At 56.7% G+C, this 18,720-nt stretch carries 16 protein-coding genes; 6 read left to right on the top strand and 10 right to left on the bottom strand.

Annotated elements, in window-relative coordinates:
* Window positions 1–171 precede the first annotated feature (171 nt).
* Genes ftsX through ftsY form a run of 3 tightly spaced genes read right to left on the bottom strand, consistent with a single transcriptional unit; the run spans window position 172 to window position 3,410 of the window.
* Window positions 172–1,209: a permease-like cell division protein FtsX gene (gene ftsX, locus L881_RS0109840; RefSeq protein ID WP_025733528.1), complete on the bottom strand. Its 1,038-nt coding sequence runs from the start codon at window positions 1,207–1,209 to the stop codon at window positions 172–174.
* Complete coding sequence (gene ftsE / locus L881_RS0109835; RefSeq protein ID WP_025733527.1) at window positions 1,206–1,874, bottom strand: cell division ATP-binding protein FtsE; 669 nt, start codon at window positions 1,872–1,874, stop codon at window positions 1,206–1,208. Before ftsE ends, ftsX begins: the two co-directional genes overlap by 4 nt.
* A 9-nt stretch (window positions 1,875–1,883) precedes the next feature.
* Window positions 1,884–3,410 (bottom strand): signal recognition particle-docking protein FtsY, encoded by a 1,527-nt coding sequence (ftsY, locus tag L881_RS0109830; RefSeq protein ID WP_025733526.1) that lies wholly within the window; start codon window positions 3,408–3,410, stop codon window positions 1,884–1,886.
* A 143-nt stretch (window positions 3,411–3,553) separates the two neighbouring features.
* Between ftsY and rsmD the strand changes: the two genes are divergently transcribed.
* Window positions 3,554–4,168: a 16S rRNA (guanine(966)-N(2))-methyltransferase RsmD gene (gene rsmD / locus L881_RS0109825; RefSeq protein ID WP_025733525.1), complete on the top strand. Its 615-nt coding sequence runs from the start codon at window positions 3,554–3,556 to the stop codon at window positions 4,166–4,168.
* Window positions 4,169–4,301: 133 nt separating this feature from the next.
* The gene (locus tag L881_RS13170) at window positions 4,302–4,556 is read left to right on the top strand and encodes a cell division protein ZapB (RefSeq protein ID WP_025733524.1); all 255 of its coding nucleotides are present in this window, start codon (window positions 4,302–4,304) and stop codon (window positions 4,554–4,556) included.
* 233 nt (window positions 4,557–4,789) lie between these two features.
* Here L881_RS13170 and L881_RS0109815 read toward each other — a convergent pair whose 3' ends face one another.
* The 7 genes from L881_RS0109815 to prfB all read right to left on the bottom strand — a co-directional run bounded on the left by L881_RS0109815 (window position 4,790) and on the right by prfB (window position 11,201).
* Window positions 4,790–5,257, bottom strand: a complete 468-nt coding sequence (locus L881_RS0109815) for a GNAT family N-acetyltransferase (protein ID WP_025733523.1) — start codon at window positions 5,255–5,257, stop codon at window positions 4,790–4,792.
* A complete protein-coding gene (locus L881_RS0109810) occupies window positions 5,254–6,168 on the bottom strand; it encodes a hypothetical protein (RefSeq protein ID WP_025733522.1) in 915 nt (304 codons plus the stop codon). The genes L881_RS0109815 and L881_RS0109810 overlap by 4 nt, the downstream gene beginning before the upstream one ends.
* 25 nt (window positions 6,169–6,193) lie before the next feature.
* Entirely contained in the window at window positions 6,194–6,505 is a 312-nt protein-coding gene (locus L881_RS0109805) for a BolA family protein (protein ID WP_025733521.1), read from the bottom strand.
* 63 nt (window positions 6,506–6,568) lie between these two features.
* A complete protein-coding gene (locus L881_RS0109800) occupies window positions 6,569–8,005 on the bottom strand; it encodes an MFS transporter (RefSeq protein WP_025733520.1) in 1,437 nt (478 codons plus the stop codon).
* Between the two features lie 5 nt (window positions 8,006–8,010).
* Window positions 8,011–8,382 (bottom strand): hypothetical protein, encoded by a 372-nt coding sequence (locus L881_RS0109795; RefSeq protein ID WP_025733519.1) that lies wholly within the window; start codon window positions 8,380–8,382, stop codon window positions 8,011–8,013.
* Between the two features lie 64 nt (window positions 8,383–8,446).
* A complete protein-coding gene (gene lysS, locus L881_RS0109790; RefSeq protein WP_025733518.1) occupies window positions 8,447–9,988 on the bottom strand; it encodes a lysine--tRNA ligase in 1,542 nt (513 codons plus the stop codon).
* A gap of 114 nt (window positions 9,989–10,102) precedes the next feature.
* Window positions 10,103–11,201 (bottom strand): peptide chain release factor 2 gene (prfB, locus tag L881_RS0109780; protein WP_156926543.1). Its coding sequence is split into 2 segments (ribosomal slippage): window positions 10,103–11,125 and window positions 11,127–11,201, totalling 1,098 coding nucleotides; the frame shifts between segments, so codons are not numbered across the junction.
* A gap of 477 nt (window positions 11,202–11,678) precedes the next feature.
* Between prfB and L881_RS0109770 the strand changes: the two genes are divergently transcribed.
* The 4 genes from L881_RS0109770 to L881_RS0109750 all read left to right on the top strand — a co-directional run bounded on the left by L881_RS0109770 (window position 11,679) and on the right by L881_RS0109750 (window position 18,675).
* Window positions 11,679–13,250, top strand: coding sequence for a peptide ABC transporter substrate-binding protein (locus L881_RS0109770; RefSeq protein ID WP_025733515.1), 1,572 nt, complete (start codon window positions 11,679–11,681; stop codon window positions 13,248–13,250).
* A 224-nt stretch (window positions 13,251–13,474) separates the two neighbouring features.
* A complete protein-coding gene (locus L881_RS0109760; protein WP_025733514.1) occupies window positions 13,475–15,079 on the top strand; it encodes a peptide ABC transporter substrate-binding protein in 1,605 nt (534 codons plus the stop codon).
* A 99-nt stretch (window positions 15,080–15,178) separates the two neighbouring features.
* Window positions 15,179–16,771: a peptide ABC transporter substrate-binding protein gene (locus L881_RS0109755; protein WP_084055471.1), complete on the top strand. Its 1,593-nt coding sequence runs from the start codon at window positions 15,179–15,181 to the stop codon at window positions 16,769–16,771.
* Between the two features lie 296 nt (window positions 16,772–17,067).
* Window positions 17,068–18,675 carry a peptide ABC transporter substrate-binding protein gene (locus L881_RS0109750; protein WP_025733512.1) on the top strand — a complete coding sequence of 536 codons (1,608 nt, stop codon included), beginning with the start codon at window positions 17,068–17,070 and terminating at the stop codon, window positions 18,673–18,675.
* The last annotated feature ends 45 nt before the right edge of the window (window positions 18,676–18,720 follow it).

The following is an 18,720-nucleotide window of genomic DNA, read 5'->3' as shown; positions in this document are numbered from 1 at the left end:
AAAGACATTCACTATGCTTTTACATTGTCTTTCCGAACGTTTCCTGTCTGAGATGTGGAGCAAAACGGGTAAACCGATTAGGTGCAGGCAGATACGCCTGCACTCTGCTGCTAATAAGACATTGGACGGCGCGGAGAGTTCCTTTTAAGCATAAAAACCTAAGCAGAAAAATTACCGCGCCCGGATATCGGCCAAATGCCTGCCTACCGCTATCCATGCCCCTAATAGACCCAGAAGTATACTACATATCAGCAATAACAGCGACCCGCTGAAGCCCAGCGCAGGCATCACATAGTCGCTACCGTAGCTCTGTGCCAGCGCGCTGATGGGCGACGACAGCCAGCCTCTTCCCAGCGTTAGCAGGGCCACGGCCAGAACGCCGCCTCCCAGGCCATACCAGGCACCGCTATATAAAAACGGACGTCGCACGAAGGCGTGGGTGGCGCCGATCAGGGTAACGACCTCAATTTCCTTGCGCCGGTTTTCGACCGCCAGTCGGATGGTATTACCGACCACCAGCAGCACGCCCAGTCCGAACAGCACCGCCAGACCCAGCGTTAGCCTCTGGCCCAGCACGCCGATGTCATGCAAGCGTTCGAGCCACTCAAGATCGACACGCGCTTCATCGACGCCGTTCAGCTCTCCCAACTGCCGACTCAAAGCATCTACTGCGCCCGGCTCACGCTCTTTCGGCGTTACCAACAGGGTGGCAGGCAGCGGGTTGGCATCAAGCAGCGAGGTAGCATCGTTGACGCCCAGCGCCTGCTGGAACTCATGCAGCCCCTCGTCAGCAGTAATGACCTTTACTGAACCGACGCTCTGCTCATTTCGTATTTCATCAGCCAGCTCGGAGACTTGTTTGGCAGAAGCACCACTTTCCATGTACACCGTGACTCGGGCGCTGCTGTCCAGGTCGTAATCAAGCGCTCGAACGCTGCCCAGCCCCAGCCACAACATCGCCGGCAATACCAGCGCAATCGCAATGGCCAGCATGGTGAGAATCGACGCCACCGGATGGCGTATAAGCCGCTCGGCGCTGTCTACCGCGACCTGACGATGGTGGCGTAGCCAGGATTCATAGCGCGCATCCAGGGAAAGTTTGCTGGTATTGGCGCCACGCTTGCGCTTTTGTCCGGCCACCGTAGGCTGGGAAGCAGATTTTTGCTGCGCTGCTGACTTGCCAGCGCTGTTTTTATCGGACTGTGTCATGCCCCCTCCTCGTCAGCTATCAGACGTCCTTGACGCAGGCGCAAAATACGATGGCGTAAACGGGCAATAAGTGCCAGATCGTGGCTCGCCAGCAGTACCGTAGTACCAATGCGGTTGAAATCTTCGAAGAGCCGCATGATATCGGCAGAAAGCTGTGGATCGAGGTTACCGGTAGGCTCATCGGCCAGCAGCAAGGCGGGCTTGTTCACTACCGCGCGGGCAATGCCAACGCGCTGCTGTTCACCACCGGAGAGCTCAATAGGCAGTGCCTTCTCGCGATAGAGCAGCCCTACCTTGTCGAGCGCTGCGCGCACGCGGCGCGCCGCATCCTGAGGAGGAATACCCTGAATCAAGAGCGGCAGTGCCACGTTATCGAATACAGTGCGATCAAACAGCAGCTGATGATCCTGAAACACCACGCCGATCTGACGCCGGTAAAACGGAATCTGCGAATTTCTGAGCGTATTAAGGTCACGACCGCCCACCACCACCTTGCCGCGGCTTGGACGCTCAAGGCAGGTCAATAGCTTGAGCACGGAGCTTTTACCGGCACCGGAGTGTCCGGTAAGAAACACCATCTCGCCTCTTTCAATAGAAAAATTGAGATCGGCGACCGCCTCAAAACGGCCTCCATAGCGCTTACCTACGTGCTCAAAGCTAATGATCGCCATTGATTATGCTCGCTCGTCGAACAGTGCATCGGTAAAGGGTTTGGCCTCGAACGGGCGAAGATCTTCAAGCGACTCGCCCACACCAATATAGCGAATGGGAATTCCCGTCTGCTTGGCCATCGCGAAAATAACGCCGCCCTTGGCAGTACCGTCCAGCTTGGTCATCACCACTCCGGTAATGGGCACAGCGTCGCTGAAGGTTTCTGCCTGGCTGATGGCATTCTGGCCGGTACCGGCATCGACAACCAGCATCACTTCGTGTGGCGCACTTTCGTCCAGTTTGCCCATGACACGGCGCACCTTCTTCAACTCTTCCATCAAATGCGCCTTGTTGTGCAGACGACCCGCCGTATCGGCAATCAATACATCGACATTACGAGCGCGTGCTGCCGACAGTGCATCATAGATAACAGAAGCACTATCAGCGCCCGTGTGCTGAGCCACTACCGGCACGTCGTTACGTTCGCCCCACACCTTAAGCTGTTCGACAGCCGCAGCCCTAAAGGTATCGCCGGCTGCCAGCATGACCGAACGTCCTTCACTACGAAAGCGTTTGGCGAGCTTGCCAATCGTCGTGGTTTTACCCACGCCATTCACACCGATCACCAAAATAACGAACGGCCCCTGGCCTTTGGGCGGAAGCTGTAGAGGCTGCTCGACCGGGGCAAGAATGGTGGTCAGCTCTTCCTGCAACGCCTTATAGAGCGATGAAGCACTCGATAGCTCCTTGCGTGAAACACGTTCCGTCAGGCGATCAATGATCTCGGTGGTCGCCTCTACGCCGATATCCGCCACCAGAAGCTGCGTCTCAAGATCTTCGATCAATTCATCGTCGATCTCTTTCTCACCCAGGAACAGCGTTGCCAGACCGCCCGTCAGATTGCTACGGGTTTTGCTCAGCCCTTTACGAATACGCGAGAAGAAGCCACCACGAGAGCCTTTCTCGTCGCTCTGCTGAACGGGCTCCGGCACGGCGGGCGCAGGCTCGGGAGCAGGGACGCTGCTCGGGGCACGGTGCTCGCTGGCACTTGCGACAGCAGCATCTGGCGGCGTCTCTGGTGTCACTTCAGGCTGCGATTCACGCGCCGTCTCGGGCAGCGGAGCTTCTTCCTGCAGCTGGCTCGGCTCAGAAGATGTCTCCATGGGCGACGGAGAGCTGATTTCTTCACGCTGGCGAGCAGGCTCATGCTGTTCAGCAGCAGGCTCTTCAACAGTGAGCTCCTCGTCAGCAACGTGAAGGTCATCTGAGCGGGATACGGCCTGCTCTTCCTCAACTGGCTCAGGCTCAACGGGGGCCGTTTGAGGAGAGTGCAGCTCCTCCTCAACCTGCTCCTCGATAGTCTCGGGGGCCGCGGGCGCTTCACTGGCCTCGTCAGGCTTCTGGCCCGAAGTATCAGGTGTGACCTCGCCCGACGCGGGCTCTTCTGCTACCTCCGGCGCGTCCTCAACGGGTGCGTTCTGTTCAATCGCTGACGACTGATCGTTAGCGTCGTTATGCTGCTGTTTCTTGCGCTTGAAAAAACGGAACATGGAAAGCTTTCATGCCTGTAAAGATAATGACGGTGCGGTAGCACTGATTTTACAGCACCAGGCTGACAACCGCCGTTTTATGATGGATTCAATCTTTCAGCATCCTACCATTTGCGACCGCTACACGGGTACAATCATGCACCATGAGCAAACACTCTTCTCCCCCTCGACGCCAGCGCGGTGCTACCGGGCGCGTGCGCTTGATTGGCGGTCGCCTGAAACGCAGTCAACTGGAAGTGGTCGATAGCCCTGGGCTGCGCCCTACTCCCGATAGAGTACGCGAAACGCTGTTTAACTGGCTATCGTTCGACGTGCCCGGCAAACGTGTGCTTGATCCGTTCGCGGGTACGGGCGCGCTCGCTTTTGAAGCGATTTCACGCGGCGCAAGCGAAGCCTGGCTTATCGAGCAGCAGCCCAGGGTGGCCGCACTGCTCAAACACAATGCTGACAGGTTGAACGTCGCCGATCAGCTGCGCGTCACCAAGGGCGATGCGCTCACGCTATTGGCGGCACCGGCATCCAACCGTTTTGGACTGGTATTTCTCGACCCGCCCTTCCACCATGGTCTGGCCAGCACAGCAGCACATTTGCTGGAGCGCAATGGATGGCTGGAAGACAATGCGCTGATCTATCTTGAGTGTGAATCCAGTCACCCTGCGCAGGTGCCCGATAACTGGTCACAACTGCGCTACACACAAGCCGGAGAAAGCATGGCTTTCCTGTATCAGCGAACGCCTCCTTCTGAAGCATTGGCTTGAGCACTGCCAACTGTATGAATAAGATGCCCTCTCAGCTATCGCTACAGTTTTTTCTGCTGCGCTGGTTGGAGGGCAGCAGCCTTACAATACCGCGTTTATTTTGATCGCGATTAGTCCCAGGAGATTAGTAGATATGAGCACCGAACTCTTCGACCAGCTCGAACAGAAAGTCAGCCATGCGCTCGAAACCATTGAACTGTTGCGCATGGAAGTGGAAGAACTGCGCGACGAGAACCAGAAGCTGAAAGGCGATCGGGATAACGGTGAATCACGCCTTAACGATATTCTGTCGCGTTTCTCTCAGCTGGAGCAGTCATCTTCAAGCGACGCTCAGAATGGTTCTTCGTCCAACAACGAGCAATCGCACAATCCTGCGCATCACTCCTAATAGCCTATTCAACGTCTTACGAGCTAGCGCTATGCAAGGAAAACCAGGCCGAGACGCAGAGTTTACTCGGTGTAAATGAGCAGTCCGAGCCTGTTTTTAACGCCGTAGCGCCGACACGCAGCAGACGTTGAACAGCTTCCAGGTCTGAAGCCAGCCAAAACAAACGCCCGACTGTCCTGAGACAGCCGGGCGTTTTGATAACGGGCATAGGCTCGATGGTTCACGTATTAACGTTAGGGCTTGTCCTCGTCGCTTTCTGCACTCCATGACATCAGGAGCGCATCTTCACGCCCGCCATCCACAAGCGGATAGTAATCACGGCGCCGCCCGTCGAGCACAAAGCCGCACTGACGATAAAGCGCCAGGGCCGGAGCATTTGACGCCCTGACCTCAAGCAGCAGACGCTCCCCTTCTCCGCCCCGCAGTCGTGCTTGCAGCGCCGCCACCAGCTTCTTCGCAATACCGCAGCGGCGCCATTGCCGAGCAACCGCAATCATTTCGATCTCCATATCGAAAGGGCCGATGGATACGGCACAAAAACCAGCGGCACCTTCTGCGGCAGAAGGCTGCCATACCGCGATATTGACATGCTCGCTCTGCACCGATTGAAGCAGCGTACCTTCATTCCAGGAGGGATCATCGGCGATCATCGCGAGCTGCTGCGCGCAATGAGGCTCAAGTGACGCCAGCCACTGAATCATGGGTGCTCCGCAGGTACGCTGAGCAACTGCTGTTGCAGTGGCAATAGCTGCCGCCAAAGCTGACGTTTGGCATCGGCACTGGTCATGACCTCATCAAGTGACGCCGCGCGCACCAGCGGCAGCTTCAATAGCTGGCTCTGCCCTTCCTGGATTTCCAGCACCTCCGAGAGCACCTGTGCATGTTCATCCTGCTCATGGGCAAAGAGCCACACACACTCGGGCGTTCCTCCTTGATGCTTGCGTCCTTCAACGAAAGCACGCATGCCCTCACGCGCCTCTTCAAGCGGCGCTTCGGTGGAGAAGCCATCAATCATCGGCCAATGAAAATCGACAGGACGTGTTGCCGCTCGATCAGGCTCGCCTAACGCAGAGAGCACCGCATCCAGAAACTTAAGCATCTGGGGTGTGAAGCTGCCAGCAGTGGTGAGAATCAGCCAGCGCTGCCCCAGCATCAATGCGTTGAAGGCGAATCGCAGCGGCTCCAATGGTTCGGTTGGAGAAGCAGCAGGCTGCGCCTCTTCAGCGGCGGCGGGCTGGGGTGTTTCAGGTGATAACGGCGCTTCGATGGGAGGGGTAGAAGCACTATCGTCCGCCTGCGCATCAGGTGTTAGCAGCGCCCGAATCTGGGCAGAGTGCTGCTCTCCCCCACGCCGCTGAACAGGAGCGGTGGCCTCCGGCTGACTGCTGGAAGTCGGCGGGGTAGATGCCTGTGCAGCCTCGGCATCCTTTACCAGCCGGTGAAGCCCCTGTGTCGCCGTGGTTTCAGGCGCTTTTTCTGGTTCGGGCCATTCGCACTCGCTACTAACAAGCGCATTGGGCAGGCGATAGCGCGGCACCCACAGCGTAATGCCCATGGCGTCGAGATATTGCGCCTGCTGATGCGTGGGCAAACCGTGTGAATGCTGTGACATGACAACTCTCTTGAAATAGCGTGGCTCAGGAGCGAGTGCCGCCTCGACAATCAGGCGATGCCGGAATATCTCCGCCGCGGCGCTCCCATTCAGCAGGCGTGTAAAGGTGCAATGCAAGGGCGTGCACCGGCCCGGCCAGCTCTTCATCCAGCACGCTGTAGACCCGCTGGTGACGCTTGACCGGTAGCAAACCTTCGAACGCACTGGAGACTACCGTTACCTTGAAATGGGTCTCCGAATTGGGCGGGACATGGTGACGATGGCTTTCATTTTCGACATCAATCAAGCGAGGTGCCAGCACCTTCAGCTTGTTTTCGATGTGCTGCTGCACATTCATGACGCTCTCCACACAGATGTTGATTTGACCTGCCAACGCAGGCGCTCTCCCTCGATGCTGCCGTTATAGCCGCATCTGACGCAACGCCATCAGCCGAATACAGCCACACAGCACGGCAATCAGCGCGAAGACCCATGCAATCCAGAATGCGTTATTGATCAATGCACCACTATGTTGCACGACATCAGCCCCCGACAGCGTGAGCGCTACCAGCGCCGCACCGATGGCCTGCGCGAAGGTACGCACCGTCGCTTGTACCCCCGAGGCTCTACTGCTGAGATGACGGGGCACCGAGCCCATCAGTTCGCGGTTATTGGGCGATTGAAATACTGCAAATCCCAGGCCACACAGCGCGGTACACAGCAGGATGACCGCTACGTTAGCGCAATTGAACAGCGCCATCAGTGCCAGTGACAGCACCGCCAGGGCGAAGACGCTCGACCCGATCACCGCCAGCCTGGGCGCTGATACTCGGTCAGCCAGACGCCCCGTGAGGGGGGCTACCACCATAATCAGCAACGGCCAGGGGGTAAACAGCAGACCAGAGGCCAAGGGCGAGTAGCCATAGCCATTTTGCAACAGGAAAGGGAGCGCAAACAGCGCCATGGTTTGGGCAATAAAGCTGAACAGCGATGCCAGCGCCGCCATACTGAAGCGTTTTTCGGCAAACATTGAAAGCGGCAAGAGAGGTCGCGATGAACAGCGCTGTCGAATGATAAACGCAACGGCGGCAATCACCGCTACCGCCAGCCACCCCCATGCAACCGTCGCAGATGCGGCGTGTCCTACCAGACCCAGCCCCACTACACTGGTGCTCAGCATCACGATGGAGAGCAGCGCCCCAATACCATCGAACCCTCGCGAGTCAGGTGCCTCACGGGGCAGGAAACGCCACGCCATGACCAGCGCAGCACCACCTACCGGAATATTCACCAGAAACAGCCAGCGCCAGTCAGCAATAGCCAGCACAATGCCGGTAAAGGCCGGGCCTATGGCGAGCGCCGCCGCTACAACCATCGCGACGATGCCAATGCCGCTACCCAGCAAGCGCGAAGGGAAAATGCGCCGGTTAAGGGAAGGCCCAAGGCTCATGACCGCCGCGGCGCCAACTCCCTGAATACAGCGCCACACCAGCAGCGAACTAAAGCCCTGCGCCAGAGCACAGCCCAGTGAGGCCACGACAAATAGCGCCAAACCTGCAATATAGAGTCGGCTGGGGCCGATGCGGTCAGCCAGCGCGGCACAGCTTAAAATCAGCGATGCTGCAATGAGCTGATAGCCGTTGCTGATCCACACGGAAGACGAAGCCGCGACTCCGAGCGCTTGCCCCAAATGCGGTAGCGCAGTGCTCATCATTGAACCGTCGAGCACCACCAGCAGAGTGCTTAACAGAATCGACCAAAGTGCAGGAAGGCGACGTTCGGGGGGTAGCCCGTCGTCGCCTTCCTGATGAGAGCGTAGCCCCTGGCCGGGGCTAGCGGTCTGGCGTGCTGAACGCATTCGGGTCAAATGTCATCATCGTCGGCGAACTCAGCGGCTTCGAGCGTCTCTTCATCATCAAGATCCACCGCCAGATAGCTGTGTTCAATTTGCAGAAAACGATCGAAGAGAGCCCGATCCACTTCATCGGGCCATAGCCGCTCATCGCCTTCCCACGCCTGTAGTTCATTCTCGAGAATATCGAGATAGCGATCATCAATATAAGAGCGCAGCGCTGCTTCGCTGTCCATTTCGGGAATCAGATAGATGGTGCTCTCATGTTCCACGTCGGCAAGGATGAGATCATCCTCGCCAGCGGTAGCTTCAAGCAGATTTATCCAATCGACGAACGCTTGGGTGGGAGTGACGCTGAGTGCCGAACGGTTAACCAGTTTCATGAAGACGCCCTCCAGTTAGCAATTGAGCGATGATACCCCAATACGACAGCGATGCGCAGAGCGTTTAATCCGCCTGCGGGCGCATTGCCGGGAACAACAGCACGTCACGGATAGATGCGCTGTTGGTCAGCAGCATCACCAGACGATCAATACCGATACCTTCACCGGCTGTGGGCGGCATGCCGTATTCCAGCGCCCGCACATAGTCGGCATCGTAATACATCGCTTCCAGATCACCGGCGTCCTTTTCAGCCGCCTGAGCACGGAAGCGCTCTGCCTGATCTTCAGCGTCGTTAAGCTCCGAGAAGCCATTGGCGATCTCGCGGCCACCGACAAAGAATTCGAAACGATCGGTCAGTTCGGGATTGTCATCATTACGGCGCGCCAGCGGGCTGACTTCGGCGGGATACGCGGTAATGAACGTAGGCTTCAGCAGACGATGCTCTGCCACTTCCTCGAAAATCTCCGACAGCAGTTTACCCTGCCCCCAGCTCTCCTTCACATCAATACCCAGACGTGACGCCAGCGCTGCCGAACTGTCACGGTCAGCCAGATGCTCGCTGGTAATGCCATCACCGTACTTGATTACCGCTTCGTGCATCGTCAGGCGCTCGAAGGGCTGGGCCAGATCAATGTCAAAGGCGGCATCGTCATGACCCACCGTGATATTCGTATCGCCCAGCACCTGCATGGCCACATCGCGGATCATCTCTTCGGTCAGATTGATCAGATCATGGTAATCCGCATAGCCCCAGTAGAATTCAAGCATGGTGAATTCAGGGTTGTGGCGCGTGGAAAGCCCTTCGTTACGGAAGTTACGGTTGATCTCGAATACACGCTCGAACCCGCCCACGACCAGACGCTTCAGATAAAGCTCTGGCGCGATACGCAGATACATATCCTGATCGAGCGCATTATGGTGCGTGGTAAAGGGGCGCGCCGTGGCACCACCGGGGATCGGGTGCAGCATGGGGGTCTCGACCTCCATGAAGGCACGCTGGCTCAGAAACTGACGAATCGCCGAGATAACGCCAGCACGAATGCGGAAGGTGTCGCGCACTTCAGGATTAACGATCAGATCGACATAACGCTGACGATAGCGCTGCTCCTGATCGGTCAGGCCGTGGAACTTGTCAGGCAGCGGGCGCAGCCCCTTGGTCAGGGTGCGGGCATCTTCCATATTGACGTAGAGATCGCCACGACCGGATTTATGCACCGGCCCCTTGGCCGCTACGATATCGCCGATATCCCAGCCTTTAACGGTCTCAACGATCTCTTCAGGCAGCACTTTTTTGTTGAAGTAGAGCTGAATACGGCCACTCACATCCTGCAACACGATAAAGGGGCCACGCTTGGTCATGACACGACCGGCAACGGCGGCCTGACGGTCAAGCGCTTCCAGTTCTTCCTTCTCTTTATCGTTCAGCTCTTCAATCAGTTCGCCTGCCAGACTGTCGCGGCGAAAATCATTTGGAAACGCACTCTTGCCATGCTCACGCGCTTTTTCACGCAGCGCGGCGAGCTTGTCGCGGCGCTCCTGAATCAGACGGTTGTCCGATTCCTGACTGTGTTCGGCGGGTTGCCCATTGGGAGTGTGCTGTGACATGGCAAATTTCCTGTTGAGCGTCGCCATGCCGAATGAGGCAAGCGACGCCAGATATATCAAGATAGAGAGAAGCAGACGCCAGGCCACCGTGGGGCCGGGCATCGTGCAATAAGACTATAGCCCTTGCTTGAGGCTGGCTTCGATAAAGTCGTCGAGATCACCATCGAGCACCTTGTCGCAGTTACTCGACTGTACGCCGGTACGCAGATCCTTGATGCGCTGATCGTCCAGCACGTAAGAGCGAATCTGGCTACCCCAGCCAATATCAGACTTGCTGTCTTCGAGCTTCTGCTTTTCAGCGTTGCGCTCCAGAACTTCCCGCTCATAGAGGCGCGCTTTCAGCATTTTCATCGCCTGATCGCGGTTGGAGTGCTGAGAACGCTCAGACTGGCACGCCACCACTACGCCGGTCGGCTCGTGGGTGATACGCACTGCCGAGTCGGTGGTATTAACGTGCTGCCCGCCGGCACCGCTGGAGCGGTACGTATCGACGCGCAAATCCGCCGGATTGATGTCGATTTCGATGTTGTCGTCAATTTCGGGGGAGACAAATACCGAAGCAAAGGAAGTATGACGACGGCCACCCGAATCAAAGGGACTTTTACGTACCAACCGATGCACGCCGGTTTCCGTGCGCAGCCACCCGTAGGCGTAATCACCCTTGATATGCAGGGTGGCCGATTTGATCCCCGCGACCTCACCGGCACTTACTTCAACCACGTCGGTATTGAAGCCGTGATGCTCGCTCCAGCGCAGATACATGCGCAGCAGCATATTGCCCCAGTCCTGAGCTTCAGTACCGCCTGAACCGGCCTGAATATCGAGGTAGGCGTTATTGGCATCCATCTCGCCGGAGAACATGCGCTGGAATTCAAGCTTGTCGAGATGCGCTTCAAGGCGTTGCAGGTCGCTGATGATCTCGTCAACGGTACCTTCATCTTCTTCTGCGACCGCAAGCTCCAACAGCTCGGTATTATCGGCCACGCCGCTTTCCAGCGCCTCGATAGTCGTCACAATCTGCTCAAGCTTGGCGCGTTCGCGACCCAGTTTTTGAGCGTTATCCGGGTTATCCCAGACGCTGGGCACTTCCAGCTCGCGGGTTACCTCTTCCAGCCGATCCTTCTTTTCGGCATAGTCAAAGATACCCCCTCAGGACGTTGGCGCGCTCGGCCAGGTCCTTGAGCTGATTATGAATGGGATTGATCTCTTGCATGGTGATCCCCAACAAAACAAGAAAGCGACAGCGGCACAGCACCGCCTGTCGCGGAAAAAGAGAATGCGCCAAGGGCACATGAAAGAGCGCTATTGTAGGGTATTAGGGGGCTTAGCGTCATCCCGTTGATGAGCAGGTGCGCGCCGTCGTGGCAACAACACTCCGACAACGCGGCGCGTGCAATACCTTTATTCACGCTTTGCTGGGCTAGCCTTCGTCGAACAGCACAAATTGCAATATCAATACCCCCTCACTAAGCCCAACACTTATAAGAAAAGATTCAACGCTTATTGGCTCTTGGTGAGCTAACCTGTTTAAAGTGAAGCTGAATATCTGTATCCAGCGGCTGACCGCTACAATACCGACAAGGCACACCAGTGCCACGAAACCGCCGCTTGCTACACCCCGAATTCCTGGCGTCGTCATCGCATTATCGGACGATCATGCGCCGCACCATAACCAAAAGAGATAGACACGATGAAGCGCCCTTTGATTAACGCCTCGCTGCTGTTTACCGCTCTGGCCCTGCCGGGACTCGCATCAGCAGCCACCCTGAACGTTGGCATTATTGACGACCCAGCATCATTAAGCCCGCCCAAGATTACCGGCGGTGTATGGGAAGAAGATGTACTGCGCGACATCTTCGCCGGGCTGGTAGATGTCTCCGAGGATGGCAAGGTCATTCCCGGCGTTGCAACGCGCTGGGATATTTCCGACGACGGCAAGACCTACACCTTCCATCTGCGCGATTCAAAATGGTCGGATGGCGAGCCGGTCACCGCCCACGATTTCGTGTTTGCGCTGCGCTACATGATTAATCCCAAGAATGCGGCCACCGGCGTAGAGCGTCTCTATCCGCTGGAAAATGCCGAGAACATCGCCAAGGGTAATGCTGCTCCTGATACTCTCGGTGTTACTGCCCCTGACGATCACACCCTGGTATTCAAGCTCAACGAGCCTGCCGCCTACTTCCTGAAGATGCTGGTACTGCCGCCCTTCTACCCACTGCCGGAACATGCGGTGAAGCAGTACGGCGATCAGTGGAGCAAGGCCGACAACATTGTGGTCAATGGCGCCTTCAAGCCGGTCAAATGGGTACAGGGCACCGAGCTGGATACGCGCAAGAACGATAACTACTACGACGCCAAGGATGTCTCACTGGATGGTGTCACCTATTACCCAATGCCTGACCGTGAAGCGGGCATTACCCGCTTCCGCTCCGGCGAGCTGGATATCCTGCGCGACTTCCCTGCGGCACGGTACAAGTTCCTGCAAAAAAGTCTTGGCGACTCGGTCAAGATCACGCCAAATCTCGGCACCGAATACTATGTATTCAATTTGCGTGAAGGGCACCCTACCGCTGACCCAAAAGTGCGCGAGGCGCTGAGCATTGCCATCAATCGCACGGTGATCGCCAATCAGCTTCTGGAAGGTGCGGTTAAACCTGCCTATTCGCTGGTACCGCCGGGTGCCAGCGACTACAGCATTCAGGTTCAGCCAGGCTTGAAGCATGACATCGACGAGCGCCAGCAGCGCGCCAGAGAGCTGCTCAAGGAAGCGGGCTATGGCCCTGACAAACCGCTCAAGCTGTCAATTCGCTACAACTCCGGCGACCAGCAGCAGCGTGTTGCGGTCGCTATCGCTGCGATGTGGAAGCCGCTTGGGGTGCAGGTCACCATGAATAACAGCGATTCCAACGTGCATTACAGCACCCTGCGCCGTGGCGATTTCGAGATCGGGCGTGCCGCGTGGATCTCAAGCTACGACGATCCGCAGAACTTCCTGCAACTGGTGTACAACGTCGGCAACAACTACGGCGACTATCAGGACAGCGAATTCCGGAAGCTGTTTAGCGCGTCCAACACCGAAATGGACAAGGCGAAACGCCGCTCACTGCTACAGCAAGCCGAGGCGCGCCTGTCGTCCCAGTACATTGAGGCACCGATTTTCCATTACACCGCCCGCAATCTGGTCAAGACAGATATCAGCGGCTGGCAAAATAACGCCCTTGATATTCACCCGGCACGCTGGGTAGATAAAAAGGACTAAGCGACTCGGTGCTCCTTGTTCGAAGCCCCGTTTTCCCTGTAAAGCGGGGCTTTTATACATTAGTCATGTCTTGCGCGCTCGCCTTGCCGGTTACATCACAACCCCGTAGATTGGCAGCCATGCGATGAGTCATCTGCGCTCTTTTACCATCACGCAAGGCATGTATCGCTCTTTCGAGGCTTGCACTTTTAGCCCCTATAATTCCAACAATCAGGATACTTTTCATGAAGGCCACCACCTCACTTCTTGGCACGCTATTGTTCTCTGCATCGGTCGCTTCATTGGCATTCACTTCTCAGCAGGCAGAAGCACGCACGCTGCAAATGGGCCTCGGCGGAGAGCTGGCTTCATTTGATACGTCGCAGGTTGCGGGAGGCGTTTGGGAAGCCCAGGTTCTGATGGATGTCTTCGAAGGTCTGGTCAAGAAAGACCCGAAAGGCAATCTGCTGCCGGGCATGGCAACTGACTGGGTGGTATCAAAGGATGGCAAGACCTGGACCTTCCGCATTCGCAGCAATGCCAAGTGGTCGGACGGCACGCCGGTTACCGCCGATGATTTCGTGTTTGGCTGGCAGCACATGCTGGACCCCAAAAATGCTTCTAAATATGCCTTCATGCTCTATCCGGTCAAAAATGCCAAGGCCATCAATGAAGGCAAGCCGGCACCCGACACTTTGGGAGTAAAATCGCTGGATGACGGCAACACCTTCCAGGTCACGCTCAATGAGCCGGTGCCCTACTTCGAAGAGCTGATGACGCACTTCACGGCTTACCCCCTGCCGAAACATACGGTTGAGAAATACGGCACGGATTGGGTGAAAATGTCGAATATCGTCACCAATGGTGCTTTCACACCTACCGACTGGGTATCGCAGTCGAGCATCAAAACCGTCAAGAATCCTGACTACTACGATGCCCGCCAGGTGGCACTGGATGGCATTGTTTACAACAACATCGAAAACCTTAATGCCATGGTATCCCGCTACCGAGGAGGCCAGCTTGATATTGCCCACTCGCACGGCTTCCCGGTCACCCAGTTGAAGTCCCTCAAGCGCACTCTCCCTGAAGATACCCATACCGCGCCCTGGCTGGGTAACGAATACTATGTGCTCAATCAGCGCGAAGGCGAACCCACCGCTGACCTGCGGGTACGCAAGGCGCTTAGTCTAGCGATACGCCGCGACATTCTTGCCGAGAAGATTTCCCAGGGCGCATTCGATGCCACCACCGCCTTCGTACCTTCCGGCATTCACGGCTATCAGCCGCAGTCCAATGATGAACTCAGCAAGCCGTATGCCGAGCGTCTGAAAGAAGCCAAGGAACTCATGAAGGAAGCCGGGTACTCCCCCGAGCACCCGCTTAACCTCCATCTGCGCTTTAATAGCGATGACTGGAACAGAAGCAACGCCGTTGCCATTTCGTCAATGTGGCAGCCGCTCGGCGTAAAAACGGAGCTGGATAACACCGAGGCCACCGTTCACTACCAGTCCATCGCTCGCGGCGATTTCGATGTAGCGCGCGCAGGCTGGGTCGCTGACTACAACGATCCGCAAAACTTCCTGACGCTAATGGAAACCGGTGTCGGCAATAACTACGGCGCCTACTCCAACAACGAGTACGACAAACTGATGCAGCAGGCCGCGGCCACCATGGATCAAGGCAAGCGCTATCAGCTTCTTGAACAGGCGGAAAAACTGGCGATGGATGATTACGCCGTTATTCCCTTGCTCACCCAGGTGTCGCGCAACCTGGTGAATCCACACATCAACGGCTGGGAAGACAATATCAGCGATGATCATCCGTCGCGCTGGATTTCATTCGACAAATAATCCAACCTTGCACCAGTGCTATCACCCGAGGCCGTCATGGTCTCGGGTTCGCCATGTCTGATGGCTATGTCTGATGTTTTTTTGCTTGCGAGTTAACGAATGACAGCTCACCTCCCCGCCCGATTAACCCTCTTATCTGTCGCTTTTGTGGCAAGTGCTGCATGGCTGCCCTTGGCTGATGCCGCTACGCTCAGGCTTGCGATTCAGGCCGAGCCATCATCGCTGGCCCCCAGTGAGGTCAACGGCACCGTGGCGGACGGTGATGTTATCAGTGACCTCTATGAAGGTCTGACCAGTGTTGATGCGCAAGGCGCCATTATTCCCGGTGCGGCGAGCGAGTGGCGTGTCAGCAACAACGGCAAGCGCTACACCTTCACGCTGCGCGACAATGCACGCTGGGCTGACGGTAAGCCGGTGATTGCCGATGATTTTGTCTCGGCATTTCGCGCTGCACTGAATCCTGAGAAGCCTTCGGTCTATGCGGCGCTGCTCTATCCGCTCAAGAACGCCCAGGCGGCGGCATCGAACAAGGCCCCCCTCGACAAAATTGGCATTCATGCCGAAGACGATCATACCGTGGTGATCGAGCTGGAGCGCCCTACTCCCTACTTGCCCGCTCTGCTGGCCAATTCCGTGGCGTCGCCCATTCCCACCCACTTGATTCGCAGCAAGGGCGACAAGTGGAAAGAGCCTGGCACGCTGGTCACCAACGGTGCCTTTACGCCGACTTCATGGGTGCCCCACGATCATCTTGCCGCTACCAGGAACCGCTATTTCCACGACGCCGATGACGTCAAACTGGATGGCGTTGAATACATTCCCACGGAAGGCGAGGCATCGGCCGTACAGCGCTTTCGTGCCAGGGAGTTTGATATTCTGCGCAGCTTTCCGGTCAATCAGATTTCGCTGTTAAAAAGGCAGTTGGGGGATCAGGTTCAGCTAACCCCCGAACTGAACACCTACTACTACGCGCTCAATCAGCGTAAAGGTCAGCCTACCGCCGACAAACGGGTTCGCGAGGCGCTTAATATCGCCGTTGATCGCGACATTATTGCCCAAAAAGTCATGCAGAATACGGTGAAACCCGCCCTCGGGCTGGTGCCTCCGGGGGTGTCGAACTACCATCCGGCACAAATGAAGGGGCTTGATACGCCATTCAGCGAGCGCCAGCAGCGCGCCCGTGAGCTGCTGAAGGAAGCGGGTTATGACAGCGATCATCCGCTTTCCATCACCCTCAATTACAACAAGACCAGCGTTAATCAGCCGGTGGCGATAGTCGTTGCGGCGATGTGGAAGGCGGTGGGCGTTCACACGTCCATGGCCAATACCGAAGCCAATGTGCACTTCTCCAACCTGGCCAGTGGTCACTTTGGGGTTGGCCGCGCTACCTGGCTGGGTGACTACGACGATGCCAACACCTTCCTTGATCTGTTGACCAGTACCAACGCCAAAAACTACGGCGCTTATCACAGCTCCGCCTACGACGCGCTGCTCAAGAAAGCCAACTCAACCACCGATCTTGAGCAACGCGCTTACCAATTGCGCAGTGCGGAGCAGCAAGCCCTTGATGACTATGCGCTGATGCCGATCTATTTTGATACGTCACGCAATCTGGTCGCTGATCGCGTACACGGCTGGCAGGCCAATACCATCAATCGCCACCTTTCGCGCTGGCTCTCCATCAGTGAGTAATGCCACCCCGTGCGGCGCTCTGCTGCGCGGGCCAGGCCCATGCGCGTTCAGCATGCCCAACACAGGATCACCCTGCTCCACTCTCCTGCGTCACGGCATAGTGTGAAGGCTCGCTTCCTATTGTCGTGGAACCCTCTTGTTACGGCTGGCTTTTTGTCCCAAAACTGACACAATCACCGCTACGTCTTACAAAAACGCTTTACAAAAAGTGCGCCTGAAACGCTCTACGGCTATCCCATCATGGGGCGCCATAACAACGTCAACAGCCCGCAAGGGGCAAGCGTCAGGAGAGAGGGATGTTCACCATGGTTGCATCGCGCGTGCGTATCGCGATTTTTAAAGTTCGCACCGCTATTCTGGCGCTTTCACTCGCGGCCGCTATCTTGCCTGCTCATGGGGCAACCCTGAAGATCGCCAACGGCGATGAGCCAGGTACGCTCGACCCTCAAAAGGCTTCGGGAACCTGGGAAACGCGCATCATTCGTGAGCTGTTTGCCACGCTGGTTTCCTACGATAGCAAGGCAGAGCTAGTACCTGGGCTTGCCAGCAGCTGGGAAATCTCGGACGACGGCCTGACCTACACCTTTCATTTGCGTGATGCCAAATGGTCGGATGGTCAGCCCATTACCGCCGATGATGCCGTCTTCGCCCTCAGACGTGAGTTAGCCCCATCCACCGCGGCTTACAACGCGAACCTCTACTACACCATCAAGAACGCCGCAGCGATCAATGCCGGCAAGGCCACCCCCGATACCCTAGGGGTGGAAGCCGTTGATCAACACACGCTGAAGATTTATCTGACCCAGCCGACTCCCTTCTTTCTGCAGGCCCTGGCTATGGCCGAGAGCGCGCCGCTGCCGCGTCACTATATTGAGTCTCAGCAAGGCAATTGGGTCAAAGCGGGCAAGCTGGTGGTGAGCGGCCCCTTCCAGCTAACGCGCTGGATACCGCAAAGCGATATTCAACTGAGCAAGAATCCTCAATTCTACGCAGCCGATAGCGTAAAGCTCGACACTGCCCACTTTTATCCCATCAACGATGCGCAGGCAGCGCTTAACCGCTTCCGCACCGGTGAGCTTACGCTCTCCTATACGGGGGTTCCCGCTACCCAGTATCCGACGGTGAAGAAAAACTTCCCCAACGAACTCAAGGTTGCGCCGCTGCTGGGTGAGTATTACTACGTCTTCAATATGCGTGAAGGCTCCCCTTTGGCTGACAAACGTATACGGGAAGCGCTGAACCTGGCCGTGCGGCGCGACATCATTGCCCATAGGATTCTGGGGCAAGGGCAATCACCCTCTTACTGGTATCTTCCCAAAGCGATGGAAGGTGGTGCTGAAGGTGAAATGTCCTTCGCCCATCAGCCCATGGAGGAGCGCCTGAAGCGGGCCAGACAATTACTGGCGGAAGCGGGCTACGGCCCGAAACATCCGCTGCATCTCGGCATTGCCTATAACACCCTGGACGATCACCGCCGTATCGCGGTAGCGATCAGTGCCATGTGGAAGCAAATTGGCGTGACCACTACGCTGACCAATAGCGAAGCAGCGGTGCATTTCAATGCGCTGAGACAAGGCAACTTTGAAGTGGGTCGCTATGGCGGCGTGGCCACGGTCAACGATCCGCAGGATTTTCTGAAGAGCTTTGTCACGGGTGGGGAAGGCAATTATGGTCACTATCACAACGCTCGTTACGATCAGTTGGTCGATGCCATTAGCCGCGAACTCGATCCGCAAAAGCGCGCCCCACTGCTGACGGAAGCGCAGCAGCTATTACTGAATGACTACGCTCTACTGCCACTCTATGACTATGTCTCGATCAACCTGGTATCCGACAAGGTGAAAGGCTGGCACACTAACCCCTTGGATGTTCACCCGTTGCGCTACATTAGCCTGACACAGTGACGCTTCCTTGTTGACTTTCGACCCTTGATGCAGCGGATTCCAATA

Origin of the sequence: Carnimonas nigrificans ATCC BAA-78 (assembly GCF_000526695.1) — a bacterium.
GTDB lineage: Bacteria > Pseudomonadota > Gammaproteobacteria > Pseudomonadales > Halomonadaceae > Carnimonas > Carnimonas nigrificans.
This window is presented reverse-complemented; position numbering and strand designations above follow the sequence as displayed.

Excerpts from the sequence above, each read along its gene's own strand:
- ftsX (WP_025733528.1), bottom strand. The coding sequence starts at position 1,209 with ATGACACAGTCCGATAAAAACAGCGCTGGCAAGTCAGCAGCGCAGCAA.
- ftsY (WP_025733526.1), bottom strand. The coding sequence starts at position 3,410 with ATGTTCCGTTTTTTCAAGCGCAAGAAACAGCAGCATAACGACGCTAAC.
- rsmD (WP_025733525.1), top strand. The coding sequence starts at position 3,554 with ATGAGCAAACACTCTTCTCCCCCTCGACGCCAGCGCGGTGCTACCGGG.
- L881_RS13170 (WP_025733524.1), top strand. The coding sequence starts at position 4,302 with ATGAGCACCGAACTCTTCGACCAGCTCGAACAGAAAGTCAGCCATGCG.
- L881_RS0109815 (WP_025733523.1), bottom strand. The coding sequence starts at position 5,257 with ATGATTCAGTGGCTGGCGTCACTTGAGCCTCATTGCGCGCAGCAGCTC.
- L881_RS0109810 (WP_025733522.1), bottom strand. The coding sequence starts at position 6,168 with ATGTCACAGCATTCACACGGTTTGCCCACGCATCAGCAGGCGCAATAT.
- L881_RS0109805 (WP_025733521.1), bottom strand. The coding sequence starts at position 6,505 with ATGAATGTGCAGCAGCACATCGAAAACAAGCTGAAGGTGCTGGCACCT.
- L881_RS0109800 (WP_025733520.1), bottom strand. The coding sequence starts at position 8,005 with ATGCGTTCAGCACGCCAGACCGCTAGCCCCGGCCAGGGGCTACGCTCT.
- L881_RS0109795 (WP_025733519.1), bottom strand. The coding sequence starts at position 8,382 with ATGAAACTGGTTAACCGTTCGGCACTCAGCGTCACTCCCACCCAAGCG.
- lysS (WP_025733518.1), bottom strand. The coding sequence starts at position 9,988 with ATGTCACAGCACACTCCCAATGGGCAACCCGCCGAACACAGTCAGGAA.
- L881_RS0109770 (WP_025733515.1), top strand. The coding sequence starts at position 11,679 with ATGAAGCGCCCTTTGATTAACGCCTCGCTGCTGTTTACCGCTCTGGCC.
- L881_RS0109760 (WP_025733514.1), top strand. The coding sequence starts at position 13,475 with ATGAAGGCCACCACCTCACTTCTTGGCACGCTATTGTTCTCTGCATCG.
- L881_RS0109755 (WP_084055471.1), top strand. The coding sequence starts at position 15,179 with ATGACAGCTCACCTCCCCGCCCGATTAACCCTCTTATCTGTCGCTTTT.
- L881_RS0109750 (WP_025733512.1), top strand. The coding sequence starts at position 17,068 with ATGTTCACCATGGTTGCATCGCGCGTGCGTATCGCGATTTTTAAAGTT.